This window comes from Congregibacter litoralis KT71 (genome assembly GCF_000153125.2).
GTDB classification, from domain to species: domain Bacteria; phylum Pseudomonadota; class Gammaproteobacteria; order Pseudomonadales; family Halieaceae; genus Congregibacter; species Congregibacter litoralis.
In genome coordinates this window covers 905,432-931,098 of the sequence record NZ_CM002299.1, presented here as the reverse complement: position 1 = coordinate 931,098, position 25,667 = coordinate 905,432, and the positions used below count along the sequence as shown (strand labels likewise).

Annotated in this window: 20 protein-coding genes, 1 tRNA gene and 1 pseudogene; 6 read left to right on the top strand and 16 right to left on the bottom strand. The window is 57.3% G+C overall.

Annotated features, from left to right (window positions below):
* Positions 1-41: 41 nt before the first annotated feature.
* On the bottom strand, positions 42-815 hold the full coding sequence (gene rlmB, locus KT71_RS04240) for a 23S rRNA (guanosine(2251)-2'-O)-methyltransferase RlmB (RefSeq protein WP_008292691.1): 774 nt from the start codon (positions 813-815) through the stop codon (positions 42-44).
* Between the two features lie 2 nt (positions 816-817).
* Complete coding sequence (gene rnr / locus KT71_RS04235; RefSeq protein ID WP_023659946.1) at positions 818-3,358, bottom strand: ribonuclease R; 2,541 nt, start codon at positions 3,356-3,358, stop codon at positions 818-820.
* Positions 3,359-3,477: 119 nt separating this feature from the next.
* Here rnr and KT71_RS04230 point away from each other — a divergent pair.
* Positions 3,478-3,564, top strand: a tRNA-Leu gene (locus KT71_RS04230).
* Positions 3,565-3,610: 46 nt separating this feature from the next.
* Here KT71_RS04230 and KT71_RS04225 read toward each other — a convergent pair.
* The 3 genes and pseudogenes from KT71_RS04225 to KT71_RS04215 form a co-directional block, all read right to left on the bottom strand.
* A pseudogene (locus KT71_RS04225) lies at positions 3,611-3,835 on the bottom strand (transposase); the annotation flags it as partial.
* A gap of 34 nt (positions 3,836-3,869) precedes the next feature.
* Positions 3,870-5,060, bottom strand: coding sequence for an ISL3 family transposase (locus tag KT71_RS04220; RefSeq protein WP_023659513.1), 1,191 nt, complete (start codon positions 5,058-5,060; stop codon positions 3,870-3,872).
* A 61-nt stretch (positions 5,061-5,121) separates the two neighbouring features.
* On the bottom strand, positions 5,122-6,114 hold the full coding sequence (locus tag KT71_RS04215) for an ISL3 family transposase (protein ID WP_023659944.1): 993 nt from the start codon (positions 6,112-6,114) through the stop codon (positions 5,122-5,124).
* Between the two features lie 258 nt (positions 6,115-6,372).
* Here KT71_RS04215 and KT71_RS04210 point away from each other — a divergent pair, with 258 nt between their 5' ends.
* Entirely contained in the window at positions 6,373-7,227 is an 855-nt protein-coding gene (locus KT71_RS04210) for a glycosyltransferase family 2 protein (RefSeq protein ID WP_152025167.1), read from the top strand.
* Here the strand turns inward: KT71_RS04210 and KT71_RS04205 are convergent.
* Genes KT71_RS04205 through rfbF form a run of 9 tightly spaced genes read right to left on the bottom strand, consistent with a single transcriptional unit; the run spans position 7,224 to position 16,529 of the window.
* Entirely contained in the window at positions 7,224-8,657 is a 1,434-nt protein-coding gene (locus KT71_RS04205; RefSeq protein WP_169729140.1) for a lipopolysaccharide biosynthesis protein, read from the bottom strand. The genes KT71_RS04210 and KT71_RS04205 overlap by 4 nt on opposite strands.
* A 22-nt stretch (positions 8,658-8,679) precedes the next feature.
* Positions 8,680-9,630 (bottom strand): glycosyltransferase family 2 protein, encoded by a 951-nt coding sequence (locus tag KT71_RS04200; RefSeq protein WP_169729139.1) that lies wholly within the window; start codon positions 9,628-9,630, stop codon positions 8,680-8,682.
* Between the two features lie 53 nt (positions 9,631-9,683).
* On the bottom strand, positions 9,684-10,559 hold the full coding sequence (locus KT71_RS04195) for a transketolase family protein (RefSeq protein WP_008292700.1): 876 nt from the start codon (positions 10,557-10,559) through the stop codon (positions 9,684-9,686).
* Positions 10,552-11,361, bottom strand: a complete 810-nt coding sequence (locus KT71_RS04190; protein WP_040362145.1) for a transketolase — start codon at positions 11,359-11,361, stop codon at positions 10,552-10,554. The genes KT71_RS04195 and KT71_RS04190 overlap by 8 nt, the downstream gene beginning before the upstream one ends.
* Complete coding sequence (locus KT71_RS04185) at positions 11,358-12,293, bottom strand: FkbM family methyltransferase (RefSeq protein ID WP_023659942.1); 936 nt, start codon at positions 12,291-12,293, stop codon at positions 11,358-11,360. Before KT71_RS04185 ends, KT71_RS04190 begins: the two co-directional genes overlap by 4 nt.
* The gene (locus tag KT71_RS04180; RefSeq protein WP_008292703.1) at positions 12,290-13,345 is read right to left on the bottom strand and encodes an NAD-dependent epimerase/dehydratase family protein; all 1,056 of its coding nucleotides are present in this window, start codon (positions 13,343-13,345) and stop codon (positions 12,290-12,292) included. The genes KT71_RS04185 and KT71_RS04180 overlap by 4 nt, the downstream gene beginning before the upstream one ends.
* Positions 13,346-13,353: 8 nt before the next feature.
* Positions 13,354-14,667, bottom strand: a complete 1,314-nt coding sequence (gene rfbH / locus KT71_RS04175) for a lipopolysaccharide biosynthesis protein RfbH (RefSeq protein WP_008292704.1) — start codon at positions 14,665-14,667, stop codon at positions 13,354-13,356.
* Positions 14,657-15,760 carry a CDP-glucose 4,6-dehydratase gene (rfbG, locus tag KT71_RS04170; RefSeq protein WP_040362142.1) on the bottom strand — a complete coding sequence of 368 codons (1,104 nt, stop codon included), beginning with the start codon at positions 15,758-15,760 and terminating at the stop codon, positions 14,657-14,659. The genes rfbH and rfbG overlap by 11 nt, the downstream gene beginning before the upstream one ends.
* Positions 15,753-16,529 carry a glucose-1-phosphate cytidylyltransferase gene (rfbF, locus tag KT71_RS04165; RefSeq protein WP_008292706.1) on the bottom strand — a complete coding sequence of 259 codons (777 nt, stop codon included), beginning with the start codon at positions 16,527-16,529 and terminating at the stop codon, positions 15,753-15,755. The genes rfbG and rfbF overlap by 8 nt, the downstream gene beginning before the upstream one ends.
* Before the next feature lie 366 nt (positions 16,530-16,895).
* Between rfbF and KT71_RS04160 the strand changes: the two genes are divergently transcribed.
* Together KT71_RS04160 and KT71_RS04155 are read left to right on the top strand one after the other, a co-directional pair.
* Entirely contained in the window at positions 16,896-17,456 is a 561-nt protein-coding gene (locus KT71_RS04160; protein ID WP_008292707.1) for a class I SAM-dependent methyltransferase, read from the top strand.
* A 113-nt stretch (positions 17,457-17,569) separates the two neighbouring features.
* Positions 17,570-18,922 carry an amidohydrolase gene (locus tag KT71_RS04155; RefSeq protein WP_008292708.1) on the top strand — a complete coding sequence of 451 codons (1,353 nt, stop codon included), beginning with the start codon at positions 17,570-17,572 and terminating at the stop codon, positions 18,920-18,922.
* Positions 18,923-18,932: 10 nt separating this feature from the next.
* Here the strand turns inward: KT71_RS04155 and KT71_RS04150 are convergent, their stop codons facing one another.
* Positions 18,933-22,094: an efflux RND transporter permease subunit gene (locus KT71_RS04150; RefSeq protein WP_008292709.1), complete on the bottom strand. Its 3,162-nt coding sequence runs from the start codon at positions 22,092-22,094 to the stop codon at positions 18,933-18,935.
* Positions 22,087-23,151 carry an efflux RND transporter periplasmic adaptor subunit gene (locus KT71_RS04145; RefSeq protein WP_040362788.1) on the bottom strand — a complete coding sequence of 355 codons (1,065 nt, stop codon included), beginning with the start codon at positions 23,149-23,151 and terminating at the stop codon, positions 22,087-22,089. The genes KT71_RS04150 and KT71_RS04145 overlap by 8 nt, the downstream gene beginning before the upstream one ends.
* A 195-nt stretch (positions 23,152-23,346) precedes the next feature.
* On the opposite strand from KT71_RS04145, the gene KT71_RS04140 reads away from it, so the two are divergent.
* Entirely contained in the window at positions 23,347-24,981 is a 1,635-nt protein-coding gene (locus tag KT71_RS04140; RefSeq protein WP_023659939.1) for a flavin monoamine oxidase family protein, read from the top strand.
* Positions 24,978-25,619, top strand: a complete 642-nt coding sequence (locus KT71_RS04135) for a c-type cytochrome (protein ID WP_008292712.1) — start codon at positions 24,978-24,980, stop codon at positions 25,617-25,619. The genes KT71_RS04140 and KT71_RS04135 overlap by 4 nt, the downstream gene beginning before the upstream one ends.
* The last annotated feature ends 48 nt before the right edge of the window (positions 25,620-25,667 follow it).

The window sequence follows — 25,667 nt, the reverse complement described above, 5'->3', positions numbered from 1 at the left end:
AAACGGCCAAGAGCGACCGCCCAAATTTTGAGGCGCGGAGTCTACAGGCCCCCAGCGTCCTCTGCAAGCAGTCTTTGACGGCGGATTTCAAAGAGACAGACACCGGTTGCGACGGAGACGTTGAGGCTGCTCACGGCACCGGCCATGGGGAGGTTGACGAGGAAGTCGCAGCGCTCCCGGGTGAGGCGTCGCATACCGGCGCCTTCGGCGCCCATCACCAATGCCAGGGGGCCTGCGAGGTCTGAGCTGTAGAGGCTTTCACTGGCTTCGCCGGCAGTGCCATAAATCCAGACACCGGCGGCCTTTAACATGTCGAGACTTCGCGCCAGATTGGTCACTCGCACCAGAGGCACGGTTTCGGTGGCTCCGCAGGCAACTTTTCGCACCACGGCGGTAATGTCCGCGGCGTTGTCCTTGGGCACCACCACTGCGGTAACACCCGCCGCATCCGCACTGCGCAGGCAGGCACCCAGGTTGTGAGGATCCGTAACACCGTCCAGCACGAGCACGAGGGCCCGCGGATTTCCCGACACGGCCTGCTCCAGCTGAGCCTCGCTCCAGCGAAGATCGCTTTGGCCCGCCGTGTTATCACCCAGCTCCGCGACCACGCCCTGGTGACGCCCGGGCACGAGTTCGTCAAGCTTACCCCGCGGCAGGCGGCTGACGGGAGTATCAGCAGCGGTCGCCAGGGCCAACAGGGCCTGCACACGACCATCATCCCGACCTTTCTGCACCCACAGACGGCGCACGGTTTTGGGCTGCCTGCGCAGGAGCTCCTCCACGGCATGAAGTCCAAAGGCGTAATCAAGCGCCACGGCTAGCTACTCTTTGGCTTCCGTTTTGAGCCACCTTTGGCCCGGGCCTTGGGTGCGGCGCTGCCTGCAGTAGCGGATTTATGGGCCGTGCCCTGCTTGGCACCACCACCGCCCCGCCTGCTTCGACCACCGGACTTCGCCTTGGTCTTGGCGGCGGGCTTTGAGCCATCCCTTCCGCCGCCTTTTGCACCGCCTTTTGTGCCGCCTTTTGCGCCCGCTCCCCGACCGGATTTCGCCGGCGCCTTTGCGTTTCTGTTACCGGGTGCATTGCCACTGCCGGCGCCCTTGCGCTTGCGCGACTCGGGGAGCTCAACAGGCTCCAGGTCAATCTTTCGCTCATCGAGATTCACCGCGGCGACCAGCACTTTGATCGGGGCACCCAACTGGAAACTTCGTCCTGTGCGCTCACCTACCAGGCGCTGCTGCGCCTGATCGAATCGGTAGTAGTCGCCTGGCAAGGACGTAACGTGCACCAGCCCTTCGATGTAAAGATCGTTCAGCTCAACAAAAAGGCCGAAGTTCGTTACCGCGCTCACCACTCCTTCGAATTCTGTGCCCACGTGCTCCCGCAGATACTCACACTTAAGCCAGGAATTTACCTCCCGGGTTGCCTCGTCTGCGCGACGTTCGGTCAGGGAGCAACGCGTACCGAAGGCCGCCATGGCGGCGTCATCGTAGGGGTAGATCTGCGTCTTTTTGAGCTCCTTGGCGCCCCTCACCCGCTGCACAAGTTTGCTCCGCTCCTTGGACCGGATGACGCTGCGAATAGCCCGGTGCACCAACAAATCGGGGTAACGACGGATGGGTGAGGTGAAGTGCGCGTAGCCGGGATAATTGAGTCCGAAGTGCCCCAGATTTTCCGCCTGGTACACCGCCTGGGTGAGAGAACGGAGCAGCATCATCTGGACAATATGCGCATCGTCCCGCGTACTGATCTGCTCGATCAGCAGCTGATAGTCCTCAGGCGTGGGCTTGAGACCGCCGCGTAAACCCAGACCGAGCTCACCCAGGAAGGCGCGGAGGTTCTCGAGCTTCTGTTCTCCCGGACCCTCGTGCACGCGATACAGCACCGGCAGCTCATGCCGCTCAAAAAACCGGGCTGCGGCAACGTTTGCACAGAGCATGCATTCTTCGATGAGCTTGTGGGCATCATTGCGCTGCACGGGCACGATAGCGTCTATCTTGCGCTCTTCGTTGAAGATGATACGGGTCTCAACGGTTTCAAAATCGATGGCACCACGCTCCTCTCTTGCCTGCCTCAGCACCTTATAAAGGGCATGCAGTTGCTCGAGATGAGGCACGAGCTTGCGGTCGATCGCCTCGCTGGCGCCGGTCTCCAGGACCTCAGCTACCTGGGTGTAGGTCAAGCGGGCGTGGGAGTGGATAATCGCTTCGCAAAAACGGAACTGCTTGAGCTCCCCGTTGTTCCCGATTTCCATCTCTACCGCCAGGGCCAGACGATCAACCCGGGGTTTCAGGGAACACAAGCCGTTAGACAGAACCTCCGGCAGCATGGGCACGACGCGCTCGGGGAAGTACACGGAGTTACCCCGTTCGATGGCTTCCTTGTCCAGCGCGCTGCCTACACCCACGTAATGGGACACATCTGCGATGGCCACCCATAACCGCCACCCGCCAATGCGGCGCTTCTCGCAATACACCGCATCATCGAAATCTCTGGCATCCTCACCATCAATGGTGACGAAAGGTTTTTTGCGCAGATCCACCCTGTAGCGTTTATCGCCCTCGGCGGGTTCTTCGCTCAAGGCCCCCGCTTCGTCCAGAACAGCGTCCGGCCACTCATAGGGAATGCCGTGGGAGCGGATAGAGATATCAATCTCCAGCCCCGGGTCCAGATGCTCACCCAGGACCTCGATGATCTGACCCTTGGCGCCCAGGCGGTTTTCGGGGTAGTGCGTAATTTCCGCAGTGACGATCTGGCCATGCTTGGCATCGCCTTTGAACTTTGGTGGTATCAAGACCTCTTGGTTAATACGCGCGTTGTCGGGCAGCACTACGCCGATACCGCTTTCTTCCTGATATCGCCCGACCACTTTTGTGACCCCGCGTTCAAGGACCTCTACCACCTTGCCCTCGGACCTTCCGCGACCATCAACACCCGTCACAGCAACAAGCACCGTGTCACCGTCAAACAGGCGACGCATCTCCCTGGCGCTCAGATACAGGTCGTCTTCGCCCGTCTCCGGCTGAGCAAAACCATAGCCGTCACGATGCCCCTGTACGCGGCAGCGCAGTAGGTTAAGCGCTTCGACCAAGCCATAGGCCCCTCGGCGATCGACGTGCAGCTGGCCGTCGCGCTGCATGGCACGCAAGCGCCGGCGCAGGGCTTCGAGGTCACGATCATCTGACAGCGACAGGGCCGTGGCGATACGTTCGTTGTTTAAGGGCCCCTCGGCGTCACGGAGAAGGTCCATGATGGCCTCGCGGGAAGCGATGGGGTGATCGTATTTCTCGGCCTCACGACGTGCATGAGGGTCCGAAGGCTTGTTGCGTTTGCTTTGCGGCTTGCGCTGCTTTGACATATATTTTCCGATGAGAGTGCGGCCTGAAAAGGGCGCAAAGCGCGCAGTATACGGGATCATTGACAAAACCGGGGCCGAACCGTAATCTGCGCGCCCTCAATGAGCGCTGTCTCATTGATGCCCAGGTGGTGAAATTGGTAGACACGCTAGCTTCAGGTGCTAGTGCTCGCAAGGGCGTGGAGGTTCAAGTCCTCTCCTGGGCACCATGTTTTAACGGCTCTCCCCAATTAACGGGGGATGGACCGTTTCTCACTAAACACGATTGATGATGCCATCCCACCCGCAGTGGGTTAAGACCCTCAATCGATAGTTTTCAAAATTTCTAAATCCGTACGCTCTTCGCGTCATCATCTCCATCTTCGTGTGGAAGCCCTCCGTGGGCCCGTTGCTCTTACTGAATCGCCACATCATGACGATGGGCTCAAGCCAAGACTTCAGGGTTTTCGCCAGCCGTCTCAGCGGACTGTGGCGCAGGGCTCTACCCAGTTAACGGGGGATACACCGGTTTTCATTAAACTCGGTTGATAATGCCATCCCATCCACAGTGGGTTAAGACCCGCAGTCGATAGTTTTCAAAGTTTCTAAATCCATAGGCTCGCCGACTCATCATTTCCATCTTGTTATGGAAGCCCTCGGTGATGCCGTTCGTCTTGGTAAACCGCCACATGCCAACGATGGGTTCCAGCCAAGACTTCAGTGTTCTGGCCAACCGATGAAGCGGGCTAGCCGCCAAGTCCTCGATTAATGAAAGCAGCCGCGGCAGCAGCTGCTTGGCTTTTTTACGATTCAAGGATTTGAGTAGCAGCAGACGATTGAGCTGCTGCTTAGCCGCATACAGCGCCTTGAGCACGGGATAGTCATCCAGATATCGGCCAAGGTTCTCTCTTTGCTCATCCGTAAGACGCCATTGGTGGCGTCGCATCAGGCTGACCAGCCCGCGATGCTTGCGCCCCTCGGGATCGTAGCCCTGCCAGGCTTTGAGCAGATGCTGATTAACCAGTCGAATGACGTGGAATCGATCGGCAACAATCGTGGCGTTAGGAAAGTACCGGCGCACAATGCTGCGGTAGGTTTCCGACAAGTCCATGACGACAACCTGGACGTTCTCTTTACCCGGTAATGCCCTTAAATAACGTCTCAAACTCAGTTCTGAGCGTCCCAGCACCACATCGAAGACCTTGTGGTTCTTCAGATCCACCATCGTGGTGGCGTAGCCGCGCTTGCGGCTAAAGAAGTGCTCGTCGATACCCAGCACACGGGGGCAGGGCCGATTAGACATCTCCGATAGTCGCAGTCGGCACTGACCTTGATACCAGCGCTCGACGGTTGCTGGGCTCATGTCGTGTGTTCTCGCGAGCTTACGCTGCGTCACGCCGCCGTCATGGGCCTCGAATACTTCAAGACGGAAGGCGTCCGACGATCGATAGCGGGGCCTGACGCCCTGAAACCGGTGACGAAAGTAGCGACCACATTGTGGGCAGTGATACTTGGGCGTCTTCAGGTGCAGCGTCATCACCTGGTTGCCCTGGCGTGTGTGTTTTAACGTGCGCTCGTGGGTCGCTTTAATCCTGACTTTGGGATGCTGGCAGTGGATGCACGATGGGCGGCGCTTTGGCCTGGCATAGACCTCGATCGAATCATTGCGATCAACACGTTCGACCTCCAGCTCGGGAAGGCCTAATATATTTCCTGCGTGGGACATCGGGGGTTTCCTCATTAAACGGACTTCGCAAATTCAGTTTAATGATCCCCGGTGTCCCCCGTTAATGATGAAGAGCCTGGCGCAGCTGCTCGATCAACGCCAGCAGTTCAGGTAGCTTCTTTTGGGCCGTTTTCTTCCTCAGATTCTTGAGTAGCATCAGCTCGTTGAGGTGTTGCTTGGCGTCATAGAGTGCGGCGAGGCCGGGGTAGTCGCTCAGGTAGCGCCGCAGATTCTCTCGCTGCTCCGGCTTCAAGCGCCAGGCATGGCGCCGCATGAGACTTAGCAGGCCGCGGTTTCTGCGACCCTCGGGGTGCACGTCTTTCCAGGCGTTGAGGAAGTGCTGATTGACCAGGCGAATGACGTGGAATCGATCAGCGACGATCGTGGCGCCGGGAAAGTACTGGCGGGCGATGCTGCGATAGGTCTCGGACAGATCCATCACCACGAGCTTGACGTTGTCTTTGCCCGGCAAACGCCGCAGATAGCTGTCCAGGCTGGCCTGGGAGCGTCCCAGGCGCACATCGAAGACTTTGTGGCGCCGCAGGTCGACCAATGTGGTCGCGAAGCCGCGCTTGCGGGTGAAGAAGTGCTCATCAATCCCGAGGACCTTGGGGCAGGGGCGGTTCGACATCTCCGAGACGCGTCGCTCACAGTGGCCGTGGTACCAGCGTTCAGTAGTGGCTGCGCTGATGCCATGGGTGCGTGTGAGCTTGGCCTGGGTGACCCCGCCATCGTGGGTCTCGAAGACCTCGTGGCGAAACGCCTCGGAGGCTCGATAGCGCGGCCGTACGCCTTTGAATCGATGGCGGAAATAGCGACCGCAGCGCGGGCAGTGATACTTCGGTGCTCTGAGATGCAGAGTGATGAGCTGGTTGCCTTGGCGTGTATGCTTTAGGGTCCGCTGGTAGGTGGCTTTGATCCGCACTCTCGGGTGCTGGCAGTGAAGGCAGCAGGGCCGCTTCTTGGGTTTGGCGTAGACCGAGATCGCATCATTGCGATCGACGTGTTCGACCTCCAGCTCTGGAAGCCCTAGTATTAATCCTGCGTGGGACATCGGGTGTTCTCCATTAAACCGTTTCCGCAAATTCAGTTTAATGAGCCCCGGTGTCCCCCGTTAATGATGAAGAGCCGTTTTAACTCACGAGCTCAAGCTCGATCTAGAATCTAATCAAAGCGGAAGATTTCGCCGCAGGCGGTAGTGCGGGTAAGCTCCAATCGCTTCGGGTTGCTTGCGAACCCTCACTAAAATAGCAAATACTCTGAGTATGCACGAATTATCCACTTCGACGCTGTGACCAGCGCCACGAATCACATGCCGCTAGTCAGCGTCGTGATTCCCTGCTACAACCGTGCCGACCGCATTGCCCAGGCGGTTCACAGTGTTGTCGATCAAGACTACCCCAGCTTCGAAATCATCGTCGTAGACGATGGCTCTACAGACAATACTGAGGCTGTCGTTGCCGCCTTGGAGATTCCGACACTTCGATACCTCAGGCTTCAAGAGAATCGTGGTGCCAATTCAGCGCGGAATGTGGGCATTCGCGAAGCACAGGGTGAATACATCGCCTTCCAGGATAGCGATGACTTATGGTCCGCCAGCAAACTCACTACGCAAATCAAACAAATGCTGACGCACAACGCAAAGGTTTGTTTTTGCGCGTTTAACCGTAATGACAGAGGCGTAAAAACCCGCGTTCCCAAAGCGTCTTACCACGTTCAGCACGGATGTGTAGATCGCCATGCCGAATTACTGCGCGGCAGTTACATCAGTTGCCAAACCCTCATCGCGCGTAAGGAAACACTGCTGAGTGTCGGTCTGTTTGATGAGTCCCTCAAACGCCTGCAAGACTGGGAACTGTGCCTACGACTCGCTCAAGACAACCCCATTTTGTATGTTGAGGAGGTACTTGTTGAGGCAGACATCAGCGACGATAGCGTGTCGCGGCAAGTCGAGCACTACGCAGGGTCAGCCAAAAACATACTGGACAGCCACAGCGCGGCTTTCAATGACAACAGAGAAGCTACCGCCATGCTGTGTATCAACGTCGCAGCTAACGCGCTGCAGCATGGTCATCTGGGCAGCTTTCTCTACTTTGTTACCCGCGCGGTCCGTCAAGGCGGGCCAGCCTTGCCAGGTGCCCTGCGAAAACTTTACTTACGACGCTAGTCCGAGGCACCTACCCCATGGCGAAGCTCAGCCAACAAAGCCACGGAGCTCTCTTTAAAAAATAACCATACAAGCAGAGGGTAGCTGACAGCACCCACGAGGATCTGCAAGGCCAGTCCACCAATTTCATGCAAATCTAGTGCACGGTAGGCTGCCCCCGCACCTATCACCAAGCCACCCATGAGCAACGATCCGATCAGGGCGGGCGAAGTTGCTTTCAGTCCTTCACCCACACTCAGTCCCAGCAGGGGCCAGGCGACACGCGCCTGAATAAAAAACATGACGAGATTTGCCAGCAGATAGGCTGTTGCCATACCGCTGACCCCATAGGGAACTGCTAGCGCAAAAGCCAACACAATTACCAGCGTGTTGACTGCCCCAATGTTCAGCATAAGACGCGTTTTTTCCATTGCAGGAAGAATAGTGCCAACCGTCGCGGTAACGACTTGCAGCAGGCCCACCCAGACAAGAATCTGAACCACCACAACCATGTCAATCCACTGCGAACCCAGCACCATCGGCACTATGAGCTCTGCAATACACGCCATACCAACGAGCGCAGGAAAAACCAGGAGCGTGATTCCCTGAAGCGATCGAAGGTAGAAAGCTCTCGCGGAGGCAGGATCATCTCTCAGGCTAGACAGTGTGGGATAGGCGACGCGGTGCACAATCTGAGAAAACGCCTGAACAGGGTAGATCGTGAGTCGGTAGGCCATGGAGTAAAGGCCCAAAGCGCTACTACTCATCAGTTTACCAATGAGGAACACATCGCAGTGGCGCGTCAAAAAGTTCAATAGCGTAAAACCTGTGAAGTGCAGAACTAACCCCATCGTTTCGCGAAGTACCGGCAGGCTGGCCATGCCCACTGGACGCCAGTCGCAGATCAACCAAATTGCCGCCGTGAGCAGGCCGATAGCCGACAGATTGAACACCAGCAGGCTATACACACCGAAGCCCATGAAGGCGCAGCCAATACCCAGGCAGGTCGCGATTAGGATGGTCACTGTTTCTGCTTTAACCAGCGCTTCAAACTTGAGGTCACGCTCCATGATTGACCGCTGTACAAGAAGCGGGGCCTGTACCAGAAATACGAGGCCCGCTATGTTCAGGAGCGGAACCAACTCGGCATTGTCAAACAGTTCCGCAATGAGCGGAGATATCAGTAACAGCAGTAGATAAGCCAGAGCGCCAAACACGAGATTCAGGTAGAAAAGACTCGTTGCCAGCTGGGCGCTATCGTCCCGCTTCATGATCAGTATCTGAGACACACCGGCGGAGCCGAAGATCAGTGCGAAATTGATAAACATCATCACAATGGCGTAGGCGCCGAAGTCAGCCGGACTCAGAAACCGGGCCATGACGATCATGCACAGCAACTGCATACTTTCGCGGAACCCTCGTCCCGCAGCGCTCCACGAAAGTCCAGACACTACTCGTCTGTGCAACTCCACCTCAGCGCAACCAACCTATGCGGCGTAGTAGAAACCGGAAGATACGGCGGACGTAGAGAACAGGAAACAAAACAGGAAGCACAAGGCGTACAAGTGGGTCTACGCCGGGCGCGAACAATAAATGAAAGAACGCAGGGACCGCATACAGAGGGCTCATCCGAAAACTCAGCCGTGTGGGCTGCTTAATCATCACGCTAAGACACATAGAAAGTCTCAAGAAAGGCCGCCGCGGATACAGGAGCTGGTAATTCCTGAAGATCTCGGACAAGAGCCCCGATGCATCATAGTTCCAGTACTTTTGGTTGTCCTGGCTGATAAGGACCTTCAATTTTGGAAGATACACAACCTGACCGTTCTCACAGCTGTAACCCAGAAAAAACACCGTGGGATATAGGTTTCTGAGCGACGGCTCGGTCAGATAGGCGTCCAGCATTCCCTGGCGCATAAACACAATACCGCTTATCTGATGTCCTAAATAGGAGATCGCCCTCACACTTGAGTGTCCCGCCGGATACAGCCTGCTATCAAAACGCTCATTGCGCTCGGGCACCACGTTTCCGTCACAATACAACGACGCTATCCCCGGGATGATGGCCCGCAGCTCGGGACTGCGCTCCAGAAGCCTTATCACTTCACGCAAATAACCCCGGGGCAGAAAATCGTCGTCTCCCACGATCATTACCCGCTCGGCCGTAGCCTGATGGAGCAGGAAGATCACGTTCCCCTCGCCACCCAGGTTCTCTGTCTGGTTGAACACAATGAGTTCGGTTTGTACCTCACTCTGCAGCAATTCCAGAGTGCTGGCGGTGTCGTCCTCTGAGCAGTTGTTGGAGACGAGGATTCGGCAACTTAAACCGCTCCCCTCCTCCTCAATCAGCGTGTTCAACAAGCGCACGTTTTTGGCAAGGTCAGAGCATCGATTGAACGTCGGGATGAGAATATCGAGTGTCATGCGCGTAAAGCCGTCGCGCGCATCTGGGCCAGGGGCCACGACGCTACCCATGGCTAAAGTCCACCAAGGGCGTTCAGCGTGCTCTGCGCGCCGACCTTCCCAAAGACCTCTGCGCTCAGGGCCCGCGACGACACCTCACAGCTGGATCGGCCATCGTGAAGGGCCTCGCGAAACCAACTACCAAAACCTGCATCGGCAATATGATCCTCAGCAGTCACCACACGCTGAAATTGCTCTACCTGTGCGGCCTGGTACTGTTTTTGACGCATGCCCCACAAGGGCAGTGAATAGAGATTGTGCTCAGGGTATTCACCGCGCGCCAGCCAGGCCTGAGCGATAGCAAGCGTCGCTCCAGTCGTCACAATCGCCGACGTCGACTCTGGCTGCCCCTGCACCTTTAGCCATTGCCCCGGGGAAACTTCCGGCACATGGCTGTGCACGGACGCTTCGCCCGACTTACCCAGGCGCAGGTAGGAAGGCCCGGGATTATCGATCAAATAACGCAAGCAAGCGCGGGTCTCCCAGGGATCACCCGGTGCCGCAATCAGCATGTTCGGCAGCACACGCATTAATGCATAGTCCTGCAGGGCATGGTGGGAATAACCCAGGTTTCCGTAAGCAACACCGCCACCCACCGAAACGATGGTCACAGGGAGATTGTGATAGTCCACATCGTTGCGTATCTGTTCCGCGCAGCGAAAAGTTGGAAAGTTGGCGATGGAATAGGCAAATACATGACAGCCTTCGGAAGCGAGCCCGGCGCAAAGGCTCATCATGTTTTGCTCGGCGACCCCTGCGTTAAAAAACCGCTCGGGAAAACGGTCCGCAAATGGCTCTACAACGCCAAAGCCCAGATCTCCCACAACCAGCACAACGTTTGGCTGAACTTCGGCGAGCGCAAGAAGCTCGTTGAGAAATGCATCACGCATCCCTTTGCGACCCGGCAATGTCCTTCAATGCTCTGTCGAGCAGCCCATCATCGGGATTGCGATAGTGCCACAAGACCTCATTCTCCATAAAGCTGACGCCTTTGCCCTTAACGGTATGAGCGATAACTACAAGTGGCAGCCCCGGTGACCCGGAGCCAATCGCGGACTCTAAGGCATCATGGTCATGCCCATCAGCCTCAACAACGCTCCAATTGAAAGCGGCGAGCTTCTCGCGCAAAGGCTCAAGCCCCAGGGTGTTGTCCACTGTATCCAGACTCTGAAGCTTGTTGTAGTCAATAATTGCCGTGAGGTTGTCCAGCCCATGATGCGCCGCAAACATGAGCGCTTCCCAGTTCGATCCTTCGTCCATCTCGCCATCACTCAACAGGACAAAGACCTGCCAAGGCTGTTTTGCGATCTTGCCCGCAAGCGCTTTGCCAGCTGCAAATGGAAGCCCATGTCCCAGCGAGCCGGTAGAAAATTCAACGCCGGGGACGTGGTGACTCACGTGATTCATAAGCCTGGAAAAATCCTGCCCGTACTCGTCAAGCTCCTTCACAGGGAAGCACCCAATTTCCGCAAGCGCCGCATAGAGCGCTACGCAAGCATGCCCCTTGCTCAGCACGAAGCGATCTCGATCGGGGGCAGCGGGTTGCGCCGGATCAAATCTCAACACCCTTGCATAAAGCACCGCCAGAATGTCGGCTATCGATAGTGCGCTGCCGATATGAGAAGCCCTGGCACGATGGACCATACGCAATGACTGCTCACGGACCGATAAGGCTAGCGACTGGGAGTTCAAACCGAAGGTCCAACCATCTGCTCACATAAATCACTGTGTGCCTCTAGATGCAGAAAAACATAGTTGGTCTCAGGAGTAGCCTCGGTAACATCCTGTATCCGATGGGCTCCGTCAGGTCCTATTCCGAAACACTCGTACCCCATCCCAGTGAGTAACTCGATCAGTTCGTTGGGGTGATAATCATAGGCTTTGGACCACTTGCGCAAGATCTCCAGAAACACAACGGGGCGTCGCTCAGCTAATGTTTTTGTCGCCCCCTGCACCACCAGTAACTCGGCGCCTTCAACGTCACACTTGATAAAATCCGGCCACAGGGCGTGCTCTGCGCACCAGTCATCCATTTTCACGACCTCGACCGGCACACTGATGGCACCTGCGGCATCGGCGACATTGCGCATGGATGCATTTGTCCCGTTGCCTTTATCGAGAAAAATATCTACCGAGCCGGCTTCACTTGAAAAACCAATGGAATGGGTGTTGACTTTGTTGTCGAACCCGTTTGCGGTCACGTTCTCGACGAGGAACTTGCTGAAATACGGCAATGGCTCGAAGGCGTGAATGCTTGCGCCGGGAAACCGCCGGGCAAACAGCAGTGTGTACCAGCCAATATTCGCACCCACATCGAAGATGACCTGAGACTCACGCAAAAGCTGCAGCATCAGCTGCGTTTCCTGCGGTTCGTAGCCGCCAAAATTGAGTATCTCTACGGGCGCTACCCGGGACTCGCCGGGCGGATAACGAATCCATAGATCGTCCTCAGCGATATGGAAGGCTACCCCGCTGACATTAATCTTAATCTCATCGACGGCGCTGTTAACCAACACCTCGGGGTAATGACTCAGGACGCTATGAAACTCATTGGCCTCGCGAATAAACGAGGCCTTGTCAATAGACCCTTCGTGAAAAGCCTTTTTCAGTTCCAATAATGTCAAAGGTGAGCCCCTATGGTGCGCCGAAAGCCTTCGCGTGGAGACACTCGCGCACGCCAGCCAAGAGCTTCCAGCTTGGCTGTACTGGGTAGCAGTCTTTGCAGCTTACTTGGCATATAGCCGGGCCGATACCCTTCATCACTCACTGTGACTTTAAGCCCCGGACTGGGAGCCACCTCGACAATTACCTCGGCCAGCTCTCTCACTGAGAGCTCAGCATCGGCGTTAGCCACGTTATAGGCCTGCCCGGGCTGCCCCCAAAACAAAATGGAGAAGAACCCGGCAATGGCATCACTGACGTAGCAAAAAGCCCGTTGAGCAGTACCGTCACCGCGAATATGAATATCCTCTTCCCTGATAGCGTTGTAAGTAAAATCGGCAAAAACTCTACCGTCGTCCTCAGCCAGGCCCGGTCCATAGGTATGAAAAGGCCGCGCAATAAATACGGGCGCACCATACTGCGAATGCCAGGCGACGCACAGTGCCTCACCGGCTCTCTTGCCCTCGCCGTAACAGGAGCGTGGTAAGGCTGAATCCAGTGTGCCGGGACTGGCTTCTGTCAACGGCACCTCACCGCCGGCAGCACCATATATTTCGCTGGAGCTGATAAACAAAAAGCCTTTGTGACGATCTCCGCAAGCCGTTAGCAGGGCAGCCACGCCCACGGTATTCGGAAGCAGGGTTCCCACAGGGTCCGGGCCATAAAATCGGGGACTTGCGTTACTTGCCGCGTGAACCACGTAATCAATGGGTGGCAGATCGGTAATCGCAATTCTGGAGAGATCCAACTCGGCGAATGTGAGCTCCCGGTTACCCTCTAGATCCTTGAGCCGCTCAGGCATGCTCGCCATGCTGCGAACGCCGGCGATCACTCGCACGGGCTCCTCGACCACCCCCCTGGCGTTCAGATGCAGCAGCGTTCGCACGAGATAATTCCCCAGAAAGCCCGCTGCCCCCGTGATGAGCACGGTCTGCCCTGCGAGTTTCCCCCAACCGGCCACATTGCCGACGATGGAATCAAGGTCTTCATTCAAGATGCTGGTTTTTATCGCCACGACGTACGCTACCGTGTCCGCCTAATAAAATCGTCAATGCAATTTGCGATGTATTCGTAGTGTACCTGCGAGAGTTCGGGCCAGGTACCAATCCAAAACGTCTGATTCATAGCGATGTCCGTGTTAACCAGGTCTCCGATGGTTCTGTAGGTCCGGTTCTCGAAGTAGGGCTGTCGCGTCAGGTTGCCGGCAAAGAGCAGCCGCGTGCCGATTTTCTTCTCATCCAAAAAACGCAAAAAATCTACCCGCTTAAAACCGCAGTCCTCACGCAGCGTCAACGGAAACCCGAACCAGGAGGGATCGGAGTTAGGCGTTGCCTCGGGTAGAATGAAGTAGCGCTCAAAGAGTTTGAGCGACTCCATGGCGATGCGGAAGTTGCGTTTTCGTTTATCGACAAAATCATCAATGCGCTGTAGCTGAGCCAGGCCGCAGGCCGCCTGCATATCCGTGATTTTGAGGTTGTAGCCCATATGAGAGTAAATGTATTTGTGATCGTAACCCTGGGGCAGGCCACCTAACTGCCAATCAAAACGGTTCCCACAAGTGTCATCCTCCCCAGGTTCGCAGTAACAATCCCTGCCCCAATCCCGAAAAGACTCCAGCACCTTGCGCAGCCGGGAGGATCTCATCATCACCGCCCCGCCCTCTCCCATGGTGATGTGGTGAGCAGGATAGAAACTCAGCGTAGCGACATCCCCAAACGTGCCGACCATTCGCCCGTCATAAGTAGTTCCCAGAGCGTCGCAGCTGTCTTCGACCAGCCACAGCTTATGCTCGTCTGCAAAAGCCCTCACCGCTGCCAGATTAAACGGGTTGCCCAGGGTATGCGCGATGACGATAGCTCGGGTCTTTTCAGACAGCGCATTCTCCAATTGGCTCACATCGATATTGTAGGTGGGTATATCGATATCTACGAATACCGGCACCAGGCCGTTCTGCAGAATGGGATTCACCGTGGTCGGAAACCCCGCTGCTACGGTAATCACCTCATCACCGGGAGCCAGGGCACGATGTCCAAAACGCGGTGAGGTGAGCGCAGTAACCGCAAGCAGGTTTGCCGCAGACCCCGATACGGTGGTGAGCGTATGCCGCACACCCACGTACTCGGCAAGCTCCTTTTGAAATTGCGCATTGAAGCGCCCGGTCGTGAGCCAGCCATCTAATGATGCATCCACCATATGCACCAGCTCACTGCCGCCCACTACTTTGCCCGAAGGCGGAATTGCGGTCTCTCCGGCTACAAAGAGCTTTTCTGACGCGGTCGAATTTCCGTAAGCTAAAACGGCGTCCAGAATTGCCTGACGAGCTTGATCACGATCCATGAGTTTGCTGCTTTGCCTCTTGGGTATAGTTTGTCACTTCGCTGTCCATAAAAGCCGACATGTCGGCACCGTCTGACTCCCGAGCGTGCCAGGCGGCAACACGATCGAGTGCACTATCCAGACCAAACTGCGGACGCCAGCCAAGCCGGGAATGCACCTTTGAGCAATCCAGGTATAGCCTTGATGTTTCTGCCATGACGGAGTCAGCCACGTAAGTCCAGGTACTCTCGGGGGAGAGCAGCTTTAGAAGCCTTTCGACGACTTCACCGACGGACCTGGCGTCACTGCGATCGGGCCCAAAGTTCCACGGCTCCGAATATCCACTGGGATCAGCAGCGAGACGTTGGGCCAGCGTCAGATACCCGGCCAGAGGATCCAGAACATATTGCCAGGGACGCACGGCAGCAGGATTGCGTATGACCGGCTCATCACCACGCTCCAGGGCTCGCAGAACATCGGGAATCAGCCGATCCTCTGACCAGTCACCGCCGCCTATCACGTTTCCCGCACGGACAGTTGCAAGCCCGGCACTGTGATTGCGGACATTGCCTTCACGCATAAACGATTGATACCAGCTCTTCACCAGCAACTCTACGCAGGCCTTGCTGCTGCTGTAAGGGTCCGAACCGCCAAGACGATCATCTTCGTTATAGCCTCTCTCTAGCTCCTGGTTGAGGTAGCACTTATCAGTAGTAACGACCACGACTGCCTGCAAAGATCGACAATGTTGCAATGCCGCCAGTAGATTCACCGTGCCCATGACGTTAGTTGCGTAGGTTTGCACGGGCTCACGATAGGAAGATCTGACAAGCGGCTGAGCCGCCAGATGAAAGACGATATGAGGGTTGGCTGCGTTCAGGGCATCGCTGACGGATCTCGCATCGTTGATATCCGCAAGTGTCTCGGTAATTCGCGCCGACAGTTCTGCCAGTTCATAGGGACTGCGGTGATACACCGGCGTCAGAGCGTAGCCATGCACCTCAGCTCCCATCGATAACAACCAGCTGGAAAGCCACGCACCCTTGAAACCTGTATGCCCGGTGACGAACACGCGCTTTCCTTCCCAAAAATCGGGACTGACGAAATTAGTCACTCCAGACTTTCCACGGCGCCCGATCGCTTCGCCAGAGGTCATCGAGACGCGTTTTATCTCGAAGGGTATCCATGGGGTACCAAAACCCCTCATGCATGAACGGCATCATCTGCCCCTCGGAGGCCAGCTTTTCCATGGGCCCAGCTTCCCAGACCGTATTGTCATCATCGATGTAATCGAGAATCTCGGGAGAGAGCACAAAAAATCCGCCGTTGATGTGCGCACCATCTCCATGGGGCTTTTCCTCAAAGCCGCGGACAACACCGTCGTGAATATCAAGGGCGCCAAAGCGAGCGGGCGGCAATACGGCACTCACCGTCGCCTTTTTTTTATGACTGAGATGAAACTCGCGACTGGAGGCGATATCAATATCGCTGACTCCGTCGCCATAGGTCAGAAAAAAGCAGTCCTCGTTTTCTACATAGGAGCTAACGCGTTTGATACGTCCACCGGTACTTGAGCTCTCGCCCGTGTCTACCAAGGTGACCGACCAGGGCTCGGCGCGCTGACTATGGACAGACATCCTGTTCTCACGCAAATCAAAGCTGACGTCAGACATGTGCAGGAAGTAGTTAGCGAAGTATTCCTTGATCACGTGACCCATATAGCCACAACAGATAACAAAGTCGTTGACCCCGTGATGCGAATACAGCTTCATAATGTGCCAGAGAATGGGCCTGCCACCGATCTGAATCATTGGCTTGGGACGCAGACTCGTCTCTTCACTAATACGCGTGCCGAGACCTCCGGCCAAAATAACAGCTTTCATCAGTTGAAGTCCTTTGGGTGACGCGCGCGATTTTACCATACAGCCTTATTGCCCAAACCTGTTAAAAAGCGCATAAATAGCAGGCAATATCGAGACGGCGTTTACCGTGCATCACGGGGACTCACGACTAGACTCTGAGGAGACTTACGCTATCCTCGGCGCTGCCACTTCACAACCTGCGTCAGGTACCTAATGCTAGAGAGCCTTCAGACAGTTGCGCGCTGGACTCGTTCTATTCCCTACAGAGGTTCGGGCCGGGTGTGCACTGTCTGCAAGGCAACGGCCGCTGCCTTTCTACCCTTTGGTACGCCACAGAGAGAAGAGGCGCAGTGCTGGCGCTGTCACAGCCTGGAGCGCCACCGGTTTATGTGGCACTACATCGCCAATGAAATGACCTCAAAAGATCGTCTTGGGCAATCATTGCTGCACATAGCCCCGGAAGCCTGCATCTCCGATCGGCTACGCGAAGCCATCGGTGCCGGATATGTCTCCGCAGACCTTTTCGCATCAAACGTAGATGTGCAAATGGACATAACAGACATCCAGCTGCCCGAGAACAGTTTTGACAGCATTCACTGTAGTCACGTGCTGGAGCACGTAGAGGATGACCATAAGGCAATGACTGAGCTATTCCGAGTACTCAAACCAGGCGGCACGGCTCTGCTGGCAGTCCCCATATCCAGACAGGAGACCTACGAGGATTCAACCATAGTGCTGCCCGAGGAGCGTCTCAAGGCCTTTGGTCAACGTGATCACGTGCGCATTTACGGGCTGGATTTTGCAGACAGGGTAGCCGCAGCAGGCTTTAAGGTAACCCGCATCACGCCTGAGACATATCTCACGCCGCTTGATCGAAAAACCTTTGGTATCACCGAGCATGCCGGCGATATATTTCTTGCTGAGAAAAGACAGGAGACGGGCGCATAAAATGCGGCGCCCGACTAGTTACGCCGCGAAAGAGCACGTCTCCTCAAGCTGCGGTGATCCCGAAGACACTATCCCCTATACTCATCGGAACTGAGTATCCAGGAATCAGCCCCATGCCCCTTACAGACAATCTCACCACCCTCACCACTCTTATGTCCAAAGCCCAACGGAAGCTTTTGTCGACAACTTTAGGCGGCATCCTCGTGGGTGCTGCTCTGAGCGCCGGCGCTGCGACGGATAGTCCGGGCGCTCTGGACCCGGCAGTGGCCGCAAAAATCAAGGATGTCACACCCCAGGTTGTTGCCTGGCGGCGCGATATCCACGCCAACCCGGAACTGGGTAATCAGGAGTTTCGCACCTCAGCGCTGGTCGCGGAGCATCTGCGGACGCTGGGCATGGAGGTGCAGACGGGCATCGCAAATACCGGCGTCATCGGCATTCTGCGCGGTGGCGATGGCCCCGTAGTCGCCCTGCGCGCCGATATGGATGGCCTGCCGGTCACGGAGCAGGTGGACATTCCTTTCGCATCCAAGGTCACCACCGAATACAACGGTGAAACCGTGGGCGTCATGCACGCCTGTGGCCACGACAACCACGTAGCGATTCTCATGGGCGTCGCCGAGGTACTGGCTGGTATGGGTGACGATCTGCCGGGCACGGTCATGTTTCTCTTCCAACCCGCCGAAGAAGGTGTGCTCGACGCAGAGGAGTGGGGTGCCAAGCAGATGCTCAGCGAGGGCGCCTTCGATGATCTCAAACCCGACGTAGTTTTTGGTCTCCACGTGTTCCCCTATCCTGTGGGCATGATCGCCACCCGTCCCGAAGGGCTTATGGCAGCAGCTGATCGCTACGAAATCGTGGTCAAGGGTCGTCAGACCCACGGTGCTATGCCCTGGGGCGGGGTTGATCCCATCGTGACCGCCAGCCAAATCGTTCTGGGGTTGCAAACCATTGCCTCCCGGCAGGTTGACGTAACCAACGCGCCGTCGATCATCAGCGTTGGCCGCATCGAAGGCGGGCTGCGCAACAACATCATCCCCGGCGAAGTGGAGCTCGAAGGAACTATCCGAACCTTTGATGAGAACATGCGTGACGACATCCACGAGCGGATTCGCAACACCGCGGAGCATATCGCGGCGAGTGCCGGTGCCACCGCCGAAGTCTCCATCATAAAAGGCTACCCGGTGCTGAAAAACGACACGGCGCTGTACAAGCGGATGAAACCAACGCTCAGCCGCGTCGCCGGCAAGGGCTTTTTAGAGGGGAAACCCGTCACCGGTGCCGAAGATTTCTCTTACTTTGCCAACGAAGTGCCCGGGCTGTTTCTGTTCCTCGGCGTGGGCTCCGATGACCCGAAGCTCGTACACCCCAATCACTCGCCGCTGTTTTATGCAGACGAGCGTGCCCTACCCCTCGGCGTGACGGCTCTGACCGCTCTCACCCTGGACTTCATGCAGGGCAGGTAATCCCACCAAGTCAAGCCTCGGCGGGGAGTGCCTCCTTCCCGCCGAAAGCCCGTCGGATATCCTGACCCACGTAGTACAGCGTGGGTATCAAAAACAGCGTGACAGCGGTGGAGAAAAAGATGCCAAAGGCGACGGAGGTCGCCATGGGCTTTACGAATTGCGCCTGAATAGACGTTTCCAGCTGTATGGGCAGCAGGCCGATGAAGGTCGTCAGGGAGGTCAGGATCACGGCCCTGAAGCGGGTCGGTCCTGCCTCCAGGACGGCAGACTTCCAGTCGTAACCCTCCTCAATATAGTGGTTGATAAAATCCACCATCACCAGGCTGTCGTTCACGACGACGCCGATGAGTCCGATAATCCCGATGGCGGACAAAATACTCACGTCCATACCCAGAATCAGGTGCCCCAGCAAGGCACCCGTGACGCCAAAGGGGATAATGGACATGATGAGCAGGGGTTCAAGATAACTCTTCAGGGGAATGGCCAGGGCCGCGTAGATAAGCAGCATCACCAGAATGCCCCCGTAGAGGAGTCCGTCCGAGGTTTTGCGCTGCTCGTCCACTTCACCGGCAACGGAGTAGCGAACAAGGGGGTGCCGCGCCAGTATCTCGGGGAGCATGCTGCTCTCTGCGAGAGCCATGACATCGCTGGACGATGTTTGCGCCTTATCAACGTCCGCCCGGACGTTAACCACCCGCGATAGATCAATACGGTTGATGACACTCAGACTGGTTTGCTCCCGGACGCGACCGACCACGGAAAATGGCGCCCGGCCGCCGTTGGGCAGACTGATCCAGAGGGACTGGAGGGAATCCAGTTGCGTACGATCGCGCTGGGGCAAGCGCACATACACGCGCACCTCGTCGCGACCGCGCTGTACCCGCTGCACCTCGGCACCAAAAAATGCCTGGCGGATTTGCCGGGCCAGATCCACATCGCCCAGCCCCAGCGCCTCCCCCTCGGGGGTGACACTGATATCCAGCTCCCGCCCGCCGGCGTTAAAACTGTCGCGAATATCACGAACCCCATCTACCCTGGCCAGGCTGAGTTTAAGTTCGCTGGCTGCCTGGCGAAGCTGCTCCAGATCATCACCCTCGAGCTGAATATCGATGGGAGACCCACCGGGGCCCGCCGCGGCGTCAATGCGGAAAGAGCGCACCCCCGGTAAGGGCCCGAGTTCCTCGCGAAGCCATTTCCCCAAGACGACAGAGTCAATGTCCCGCTCCTCACTGACGATAAGATCGACGATGACCCGGGCCTGGGTGTCACTCTCAGAAAGGACCAGAAGTGTGCGGATCACATCGCGCCCCTGGGCGTCCTGCGCCTTGAAACGCTCGTTCATGGCCTGGGCGGCGCTTTCTATACGGCGGGCATATTCGTGAGTTTTTTGCCAGGGCGTGCCCTGGGGCATGTCCAGGGTGACGCCAATATTGTCCGAGGGAACCGAGGGAAAAAAGGTCACACGCAATATCCCCGAGGGCACCAGGGCCAGACACACGATGAGGCCCGCAAAAAATATCGCGAGGGTGGTGTAACGATAGCTCACCGCCAGCCCGAGGGCACGACGATAGGGGCCCCGGGCAAAGTTCATAAGACTCTGGGCTACCCGTTGTTGCACCCCGCGAAAAAAGCCCATCTCATCACCGGGCTGGGGCACGCGGATATGCCGAAGATGTGCCGGCAGCACCAGCTTGGTCTCAATGAGAGAGAAGATCACGCAGAGAATCACAACCCAGCCAATATGCGACATGATCCGGGCGAAGCCCTCGGTGAGAAACAGGCTGGGCCCAAAGGCAACTGCGGTCGTCAGGGCGCCGAATATGGTTGCCGTGGCCACGCGATGGACGCCCCCCACCACGCTCTTCAGTCCCTCACCGTCGCGTTCCAGGCGAGCATAGGCGCTCTCTGCCGTCACGATGGCGTCATCTACAAGAAGACCCAGAACCAGGATAAAACCGAAGACCGACAACACATTAATGGATACGGGCAGACCGAAAATTTCCAGTGCCGCCAGGCAGCCGAGCACGGCAAAGGGCAGGCCCAGCACCACCCAGAACGCCAGAGACAGGTCCAGGAATAGCGCCAGCGCGATCACCACAAGGATGCCCCCCTGGGCGGCGTTACGCAGCATCAGATCGATACGTCCGCTGAGGATCCGGCTGGCATCGCCCCAGGCCTGCAGTCGCACACCCTCGGGCAACTCTGCCTGCTTGCGCTCCACGTAGTCACGGATGGATTCGGTGATCCCCAGCACGTTCTGATCACCGACCCGATCGATGGTAAAGGTCAAGGCGGGCTTTCCATCGACAAGGCTCAACACCGGCTGTTCTGCAAAGCCATCGCGTACCGTTGCCACATCGCCCACGCGGATGCGGGTTCCATCTGCACGACTGATGAGGGAGAGCTCCTCGAAGTCGCGGCCGCGATAGGCCTGGGAACTCGATCGCAGGGTGATCGCCCCGCTGTCGGTGCGCAGGAGCCCGCCCGGAAGATCCTGGGAGCCGGCCTGAACAGCCGCCACGACCATGTCGAAGGTCAGACCATAACGCCGCAACTTTTCGTCCGACAGCTCAATGGAGATTTCGTAATCTCGCTCGCCTTCGATGGTAAGTTCGCTGATACCGCCAAGGTCAAGAATATCTTCGCGGATCTGCTCACTGAGCTCTTTGAATTTGCGCGGCTCAATATCACCAAAGAGACTCAGGCGGATAGCCCGGCTGGAGGATTCAATTTCTTCGACGATAGGCTTTTCCGAGTCACCGGGAAAAGATGCAATGCCATCCACGCGCACTTTCGCGAGCCCCACGGCCTTGGACATATCGCTGCCCGCCTCCATAACCACGGTGACGATACCAACGCCTTCCCGGGCCTCGCTGCGGATTTCCTTGATACCCACGATGTCGCGGATTGCCTCTTCGACCCGCAGCACGATGCCACGCTCAACCTCTTCAGGGGAGCTGCCGGGATAGGGCACGGTGACCGTGAATGTTTCCGTGGGAAATGTGGGAAAGACTTCCTTATCCAGGGTGCTGATGGCAAAGAGCCCTGCAATCACCACGATCACCAGCAGGAGGTTGGCAGCCACGGGGTTCCGCGCCATCCATGCGATGGGACCGGTGAGGGCAGGATCCGGCGCGGAGTAAGCGGTGGTGTCCAAATCGCCGTCAGTCATCGCTTAGCGCCACTGCCATACCTTCAAACATGAGCTCGAGACGCGTCACCACCACCTGCTCGCCCTCGGCGAGCCCCTGGGTCACCAGCGCTTCGCCCTCGTTTACTCTCGCCACGGTGACGCTGCGACGCTTAAGCGCACCGTCGTCATATATAAAGACATCGTTGTCGCCGTGGAGAGCGCCCTGGGGAATTTTCACCGCCGATGGAATAGTGCCACCGGTGACTTCTGCACGCACAAAAAGCCCGAAACGCAAAGGCGCCGGATGAACAGCGGCATTAAGGGGATCATCGACCTCCATCACTACCGGGAACGCCCGGGTCTGAGGATCAATACGCGCCTCTACCCGGGACACGCGCCCCTGCCAACGCGTCAGTTCGCCGGCCGTTTCACTGTGGAGGGTAACCGCTGCGGATTCCGTGCTTTGGATAAAGCGAACATCCTGGGGCGGCACCGGCAGACGAACCTCGGCCTTTTCGGCGCCCAGTACCCGGCCAATGCGCGCACCCACGCTGATGAACTGTCCCAGCTCTACGCTCTGCTCATCGATCACCGCACGATAGGGCGCGAGAATTTCCGTGTTGGCGAGATCACGTCTGGCGCGCTCAATTCTGACCTCCGCCGCGGCGACGGAAGCCTCCGCTTCCTCGACCCGGGCCGCCTGACGCAGAGACTTTGCCTCTGCCAGGGACAGCTTTGCACTGCTCAATGCCTGGCGCGCTTCGGCAAGGGCAAGCTCGTAATCCGTAGGATCGATGCGCAGGAGTGGCTCACCCTCGCCCACCACCACGCCCGGCTCAAAAAGCGGCGATTGCCACAGGACTTTTCCTCCCACCTGGGCGGTGAGCTCCAGCTGGCGCCAGGCCGTTACGTTGCCATAGGCCACAATACTGACATTCTGTGCCGACATCTTCACCGTTTGCACCGCCACGATAGGGGGCGGGATGGTGACGCTTCGCGCCTCCAACTGCGGACGGCTTTTCACCATCAACACAGCGGCCAGGGCAGCCACCGCGAGTATGGCCAGAGGACGGACAAGGGATATCAGTCGGGACATAAAGCAAGATTCTTCGAGAAGATCAGGTATTTTACGCGCATTTGGGGACTCCGTATCAACGTCCGCCACGCACGATTGGTGTGCGCCTTGCATTCGCTCTTCAAATTCATGATATTCAAGATATCGGCGCGTGTTTCAGCCACGGTGGCTACACGGTTGCACACTCATGGTGCGCTACAAAAAATGAGAGCCATAATGAAACATCGTCCTGAAGGAAACGGCTTTTCCCGCCGCCAGCTGTTGTCGCTCATGGGCAAAGCCGGTGGATCCATTGCGGTCTGGCATTCAGCGCAGGCGCTGGGGCTCATGGGCGCTCCCGCAAAACCCACACGGCCTCAGGGGAGAATGCTGACGCCGCTTGTGCCCAAGGGCGGCCCGCGACCAAAGGTCGCCGTCCTCGGGGCGGGTATCGGCGGCTTAAGCGCCGCCTTTGAACTCGAGCAGGCCGGATACGACGTCACGCTTCTCGAAGCCTCCCACCGCATTGGTGGCCGAAACTTTACCGTGAGAGCGGGCACCGTCATCGACGAGCTGGGGAATCGCCAGGTCTGTAACTTTGATGATGACCCGGACCTTTACTTCAATGCCGGCCCCGCGCGACTTCCGGCCATGCATCTGCGCATCATGAATTACTGTCGCGAATTCGCTATCGAGCTCGAACCCTTTATCAACAGCAATTACAACGCCTGGGTTGTCGATGAGGCGATGCACGATGGGCAGCGGATTCGTCAGCGCGATGTGATAGCCGATGCCCGGGGATTCATTGCAGAGCTTGCAGCCAAGGGTGTGAGCAATAGGTCTCTAGATACTCCCGTCAGCGATACGGATCTTGACAAACTCAACGCCTATGTCCGTGGTTTCGGCGACCTCAATGCCGACAGCATGCGCTATGAGGGCTCCGTGCGCGCGGGACTGCTGACGGATGGCATGCTCGACCCCATCAAGGTCAAACCTTTTGGCTCGGTCAAGGAGCTGGTGGAGAGTCAGTTTGTCCAGGGTGGCATGCTCTTCGCTGAGAACGAGTACCAGGCGCCGACCATGATGCAGCCCCGGGGTGGCATGGACCGTATCGTCGATGCCTTCGTTACGCGACTCAGAAAACCACCCGTGACCCGGGCAAGAGTTGTCGAAATCGTCAACGGCGACAATGGTGTCACGGTGCACTACGAGCAGGATGACCGGATAAAAACCCTCCAGACCGACTACTGCCTGAACTCCATCCCGGGACAGCTCATGGCGGGTATCAAGCACAACTTTTCCGGGCACTACCGCCAGCTCCTTGGTGAAATCAAGCGGGGGATGCTGTCCAAAGTGGGCTTCCAGATGTCCCGCAGATTCTGGGAGGAGGAAGGTATCTATGGCGGCATCAGTTGGACGGACCGATCCACCCTACAGGTCTGGTATCCCAGTCACGGTAGTCATCGACCCAAAGGCGTCGTTCTCGGTGCCTACATTTTTTCTCAGGACGATAATGCGGCTTTTGGCAGGCTATCTCACGAGGAGCGTCTGGAATACGCCACGGTGTCAGGGGAAGCACTGCATCCCGGACAGTATCGCGAACACATTGAGTCCGGCGTCTCTGTTGTCTGGCATCGCATGAATCACCTTCTGGGTTGTGGCAGCGGGATCGGCGATATAGAAAACGTGTTTGACCTCGAGGCAGACAAGATACGGGCAGAGCTGCTTGCGGGCGAGGGACGGCACTTTATGCTGGGTGATCAGATGAGCAAACACCCGGGATGGCAGGAGGGAGCACTGGCAGTGACCGAGCGTGTTCTTCAGAACGTGCACCGCCGGGAGTCTGCCCGCCAACTGAGCGCAACATCATGAAAGCCTTGTACCGGCTGAGATTTTTGGGCGTCGTTTTTCTGCTCCTCGCAGCATCGGCGCAGAGCGCAGAACCCCAGGCCCTTTTTGATCCCGCAGACTACGAATATTGTCTGGTGTGCCACGGCGGACTTGGCCAGGGTAATCCGGCTATTCAGGCACCGGTTCTTGCGGGCATGGAAGGCTGGTCCCTGCGCAATCAGCTTCAGGCGTTTCGTGAGGGCTGGCGTGGCAAACACCCCCTCGACCTCGTCGGCATGGAAATGCGACCCGTGGCCCTTGCGTTGGACGAGGAGGAAATTGCCGACGTCACTAGCTACCTTGAGCAGCTCGCACCGCAGGTCGCACCGCAAGCCGCAACGGACAGCAGCACTGGGGATCCCGTCTTGGGGAGAAGCATCTACGTTGCCTGCATTGCCTGCCACGGCGAGGCAGCGGAGGGCAAAGAAGCCTTACAGGCACCGGCCCTGGCCTATCAGGATGAGCGATATCTCGAGCGTCAGCTCCGGCACTTCCGGGACGGAGTCCGCGGCAGCCATCCGGACGATGCGCGGGGCGCCACCATGGCGGCAAGTGCTGCTGGTCTCGACGACGCAGCCATCGCCAACGTCGTGAGCTATATCCGAACTCTTACGCGCTAACAGCGCCCGGACAGGGTCTCGAAGCTGACGGTCTACCTAACTCGGGCA

Bases quoted from the DNA above. Each gene is read 5' to 3' on its own strand.
- rnr (WP_023659946.1), bottom strand. From the start codon at position 3,358: ATGTCAAAGCAGCGCAAGCCGCAAAGCAAACGCAACAAGCCTTCGGAC.
- KT71_RS04220 (WP_023659513.1), bottom strand. From the start codon at position 5,060: ATGTCCCACGCAGGAAATATATTAGGCCTTCCCGAGCTGGAGGTCGAA.
- KT71_RS04215 (WP_023659944.1), bottom strand. From the start codon at position 6,114: ATGTCCCACGCAGGATTAATACTAGGGCTTCCAGAGCTGGAGGTCGAA.
- KT71_RS04210 (WP_152025167.1), top strand. From the start codon at position 6,373: ATGCCGCTAGTCAGCGTCGTGATTCCCTGCTACAACCGTGCCGACCGC.
- KT71_RS04200 (WP_169729139.1), bottom strand. From the start codon at position 9,630: ATGACACTCGATATTCTCATCCCGACGTTCAATCGATGCTCTGACCTT.
- KT71_RS04195 (WP_008292700.1), bottom strand. From the start codon at position 10,559: ATGCGTGATGCATTTCTCAACGAGCTTCTTGCGCTCGCCGAAGTTCAG.
- rfbH (WP_008292704.1), bottom strand. From the start codon at position 14,667: ATGGATCGTGATCAAGCTCGTCAGGCAATTCTGGACGCCGTTTTAGCT.
- rfbF (WP_008292706.1), bottom strand. From the start codon at position 16,529: ATGAAAGCTGTTATTTTGGCCGGAGGTCTCGGCACGCGTATTAGTGAA.
- KT71_RS04160 (WP_008292707.1), top strand. From the start codon at position 16,896: ATGTGGCACTACATCGCCAATGAAATGACCTCAAAAGATCGTCTTGGG.
- KT71_RS04155 (WP_008292708.1), top strand. From the start codon at position 17,570: ATGCCCCTTACAGACAATCTCACCACCCTCACCACTCTTATGTCCAAA.
- KT71_RS04150 (WP_008292709.1), bottom strand. From the start codon at position 22,094: ATGACTGACGGCGATTTGGACACCACCGCTTACTCCGCGCCGGATCCT.
- KT71_RS04145 (WP_040362788.1), bottom strand. From the start codon at position 23,151: ATGTCCCGACTGATATCCCTTGTCCGTCCTCTGGCCATACTCGCGGTG.
- KT71_RS04140 (WP_023659939.1), top strand. From the start codon at position 23,347: ATGAAACATCGTCCTGAAGGAAACGGCTTTTCCCGCCGCCAGCTGTTG.
- KT71_RS04135 (WP_008292712.1), top strand. From the start codon at position 24,978: ATGAAAGCCTTGTACCGGCTGAGATTTTTGGGCGTCGTTTTTCTGCTC.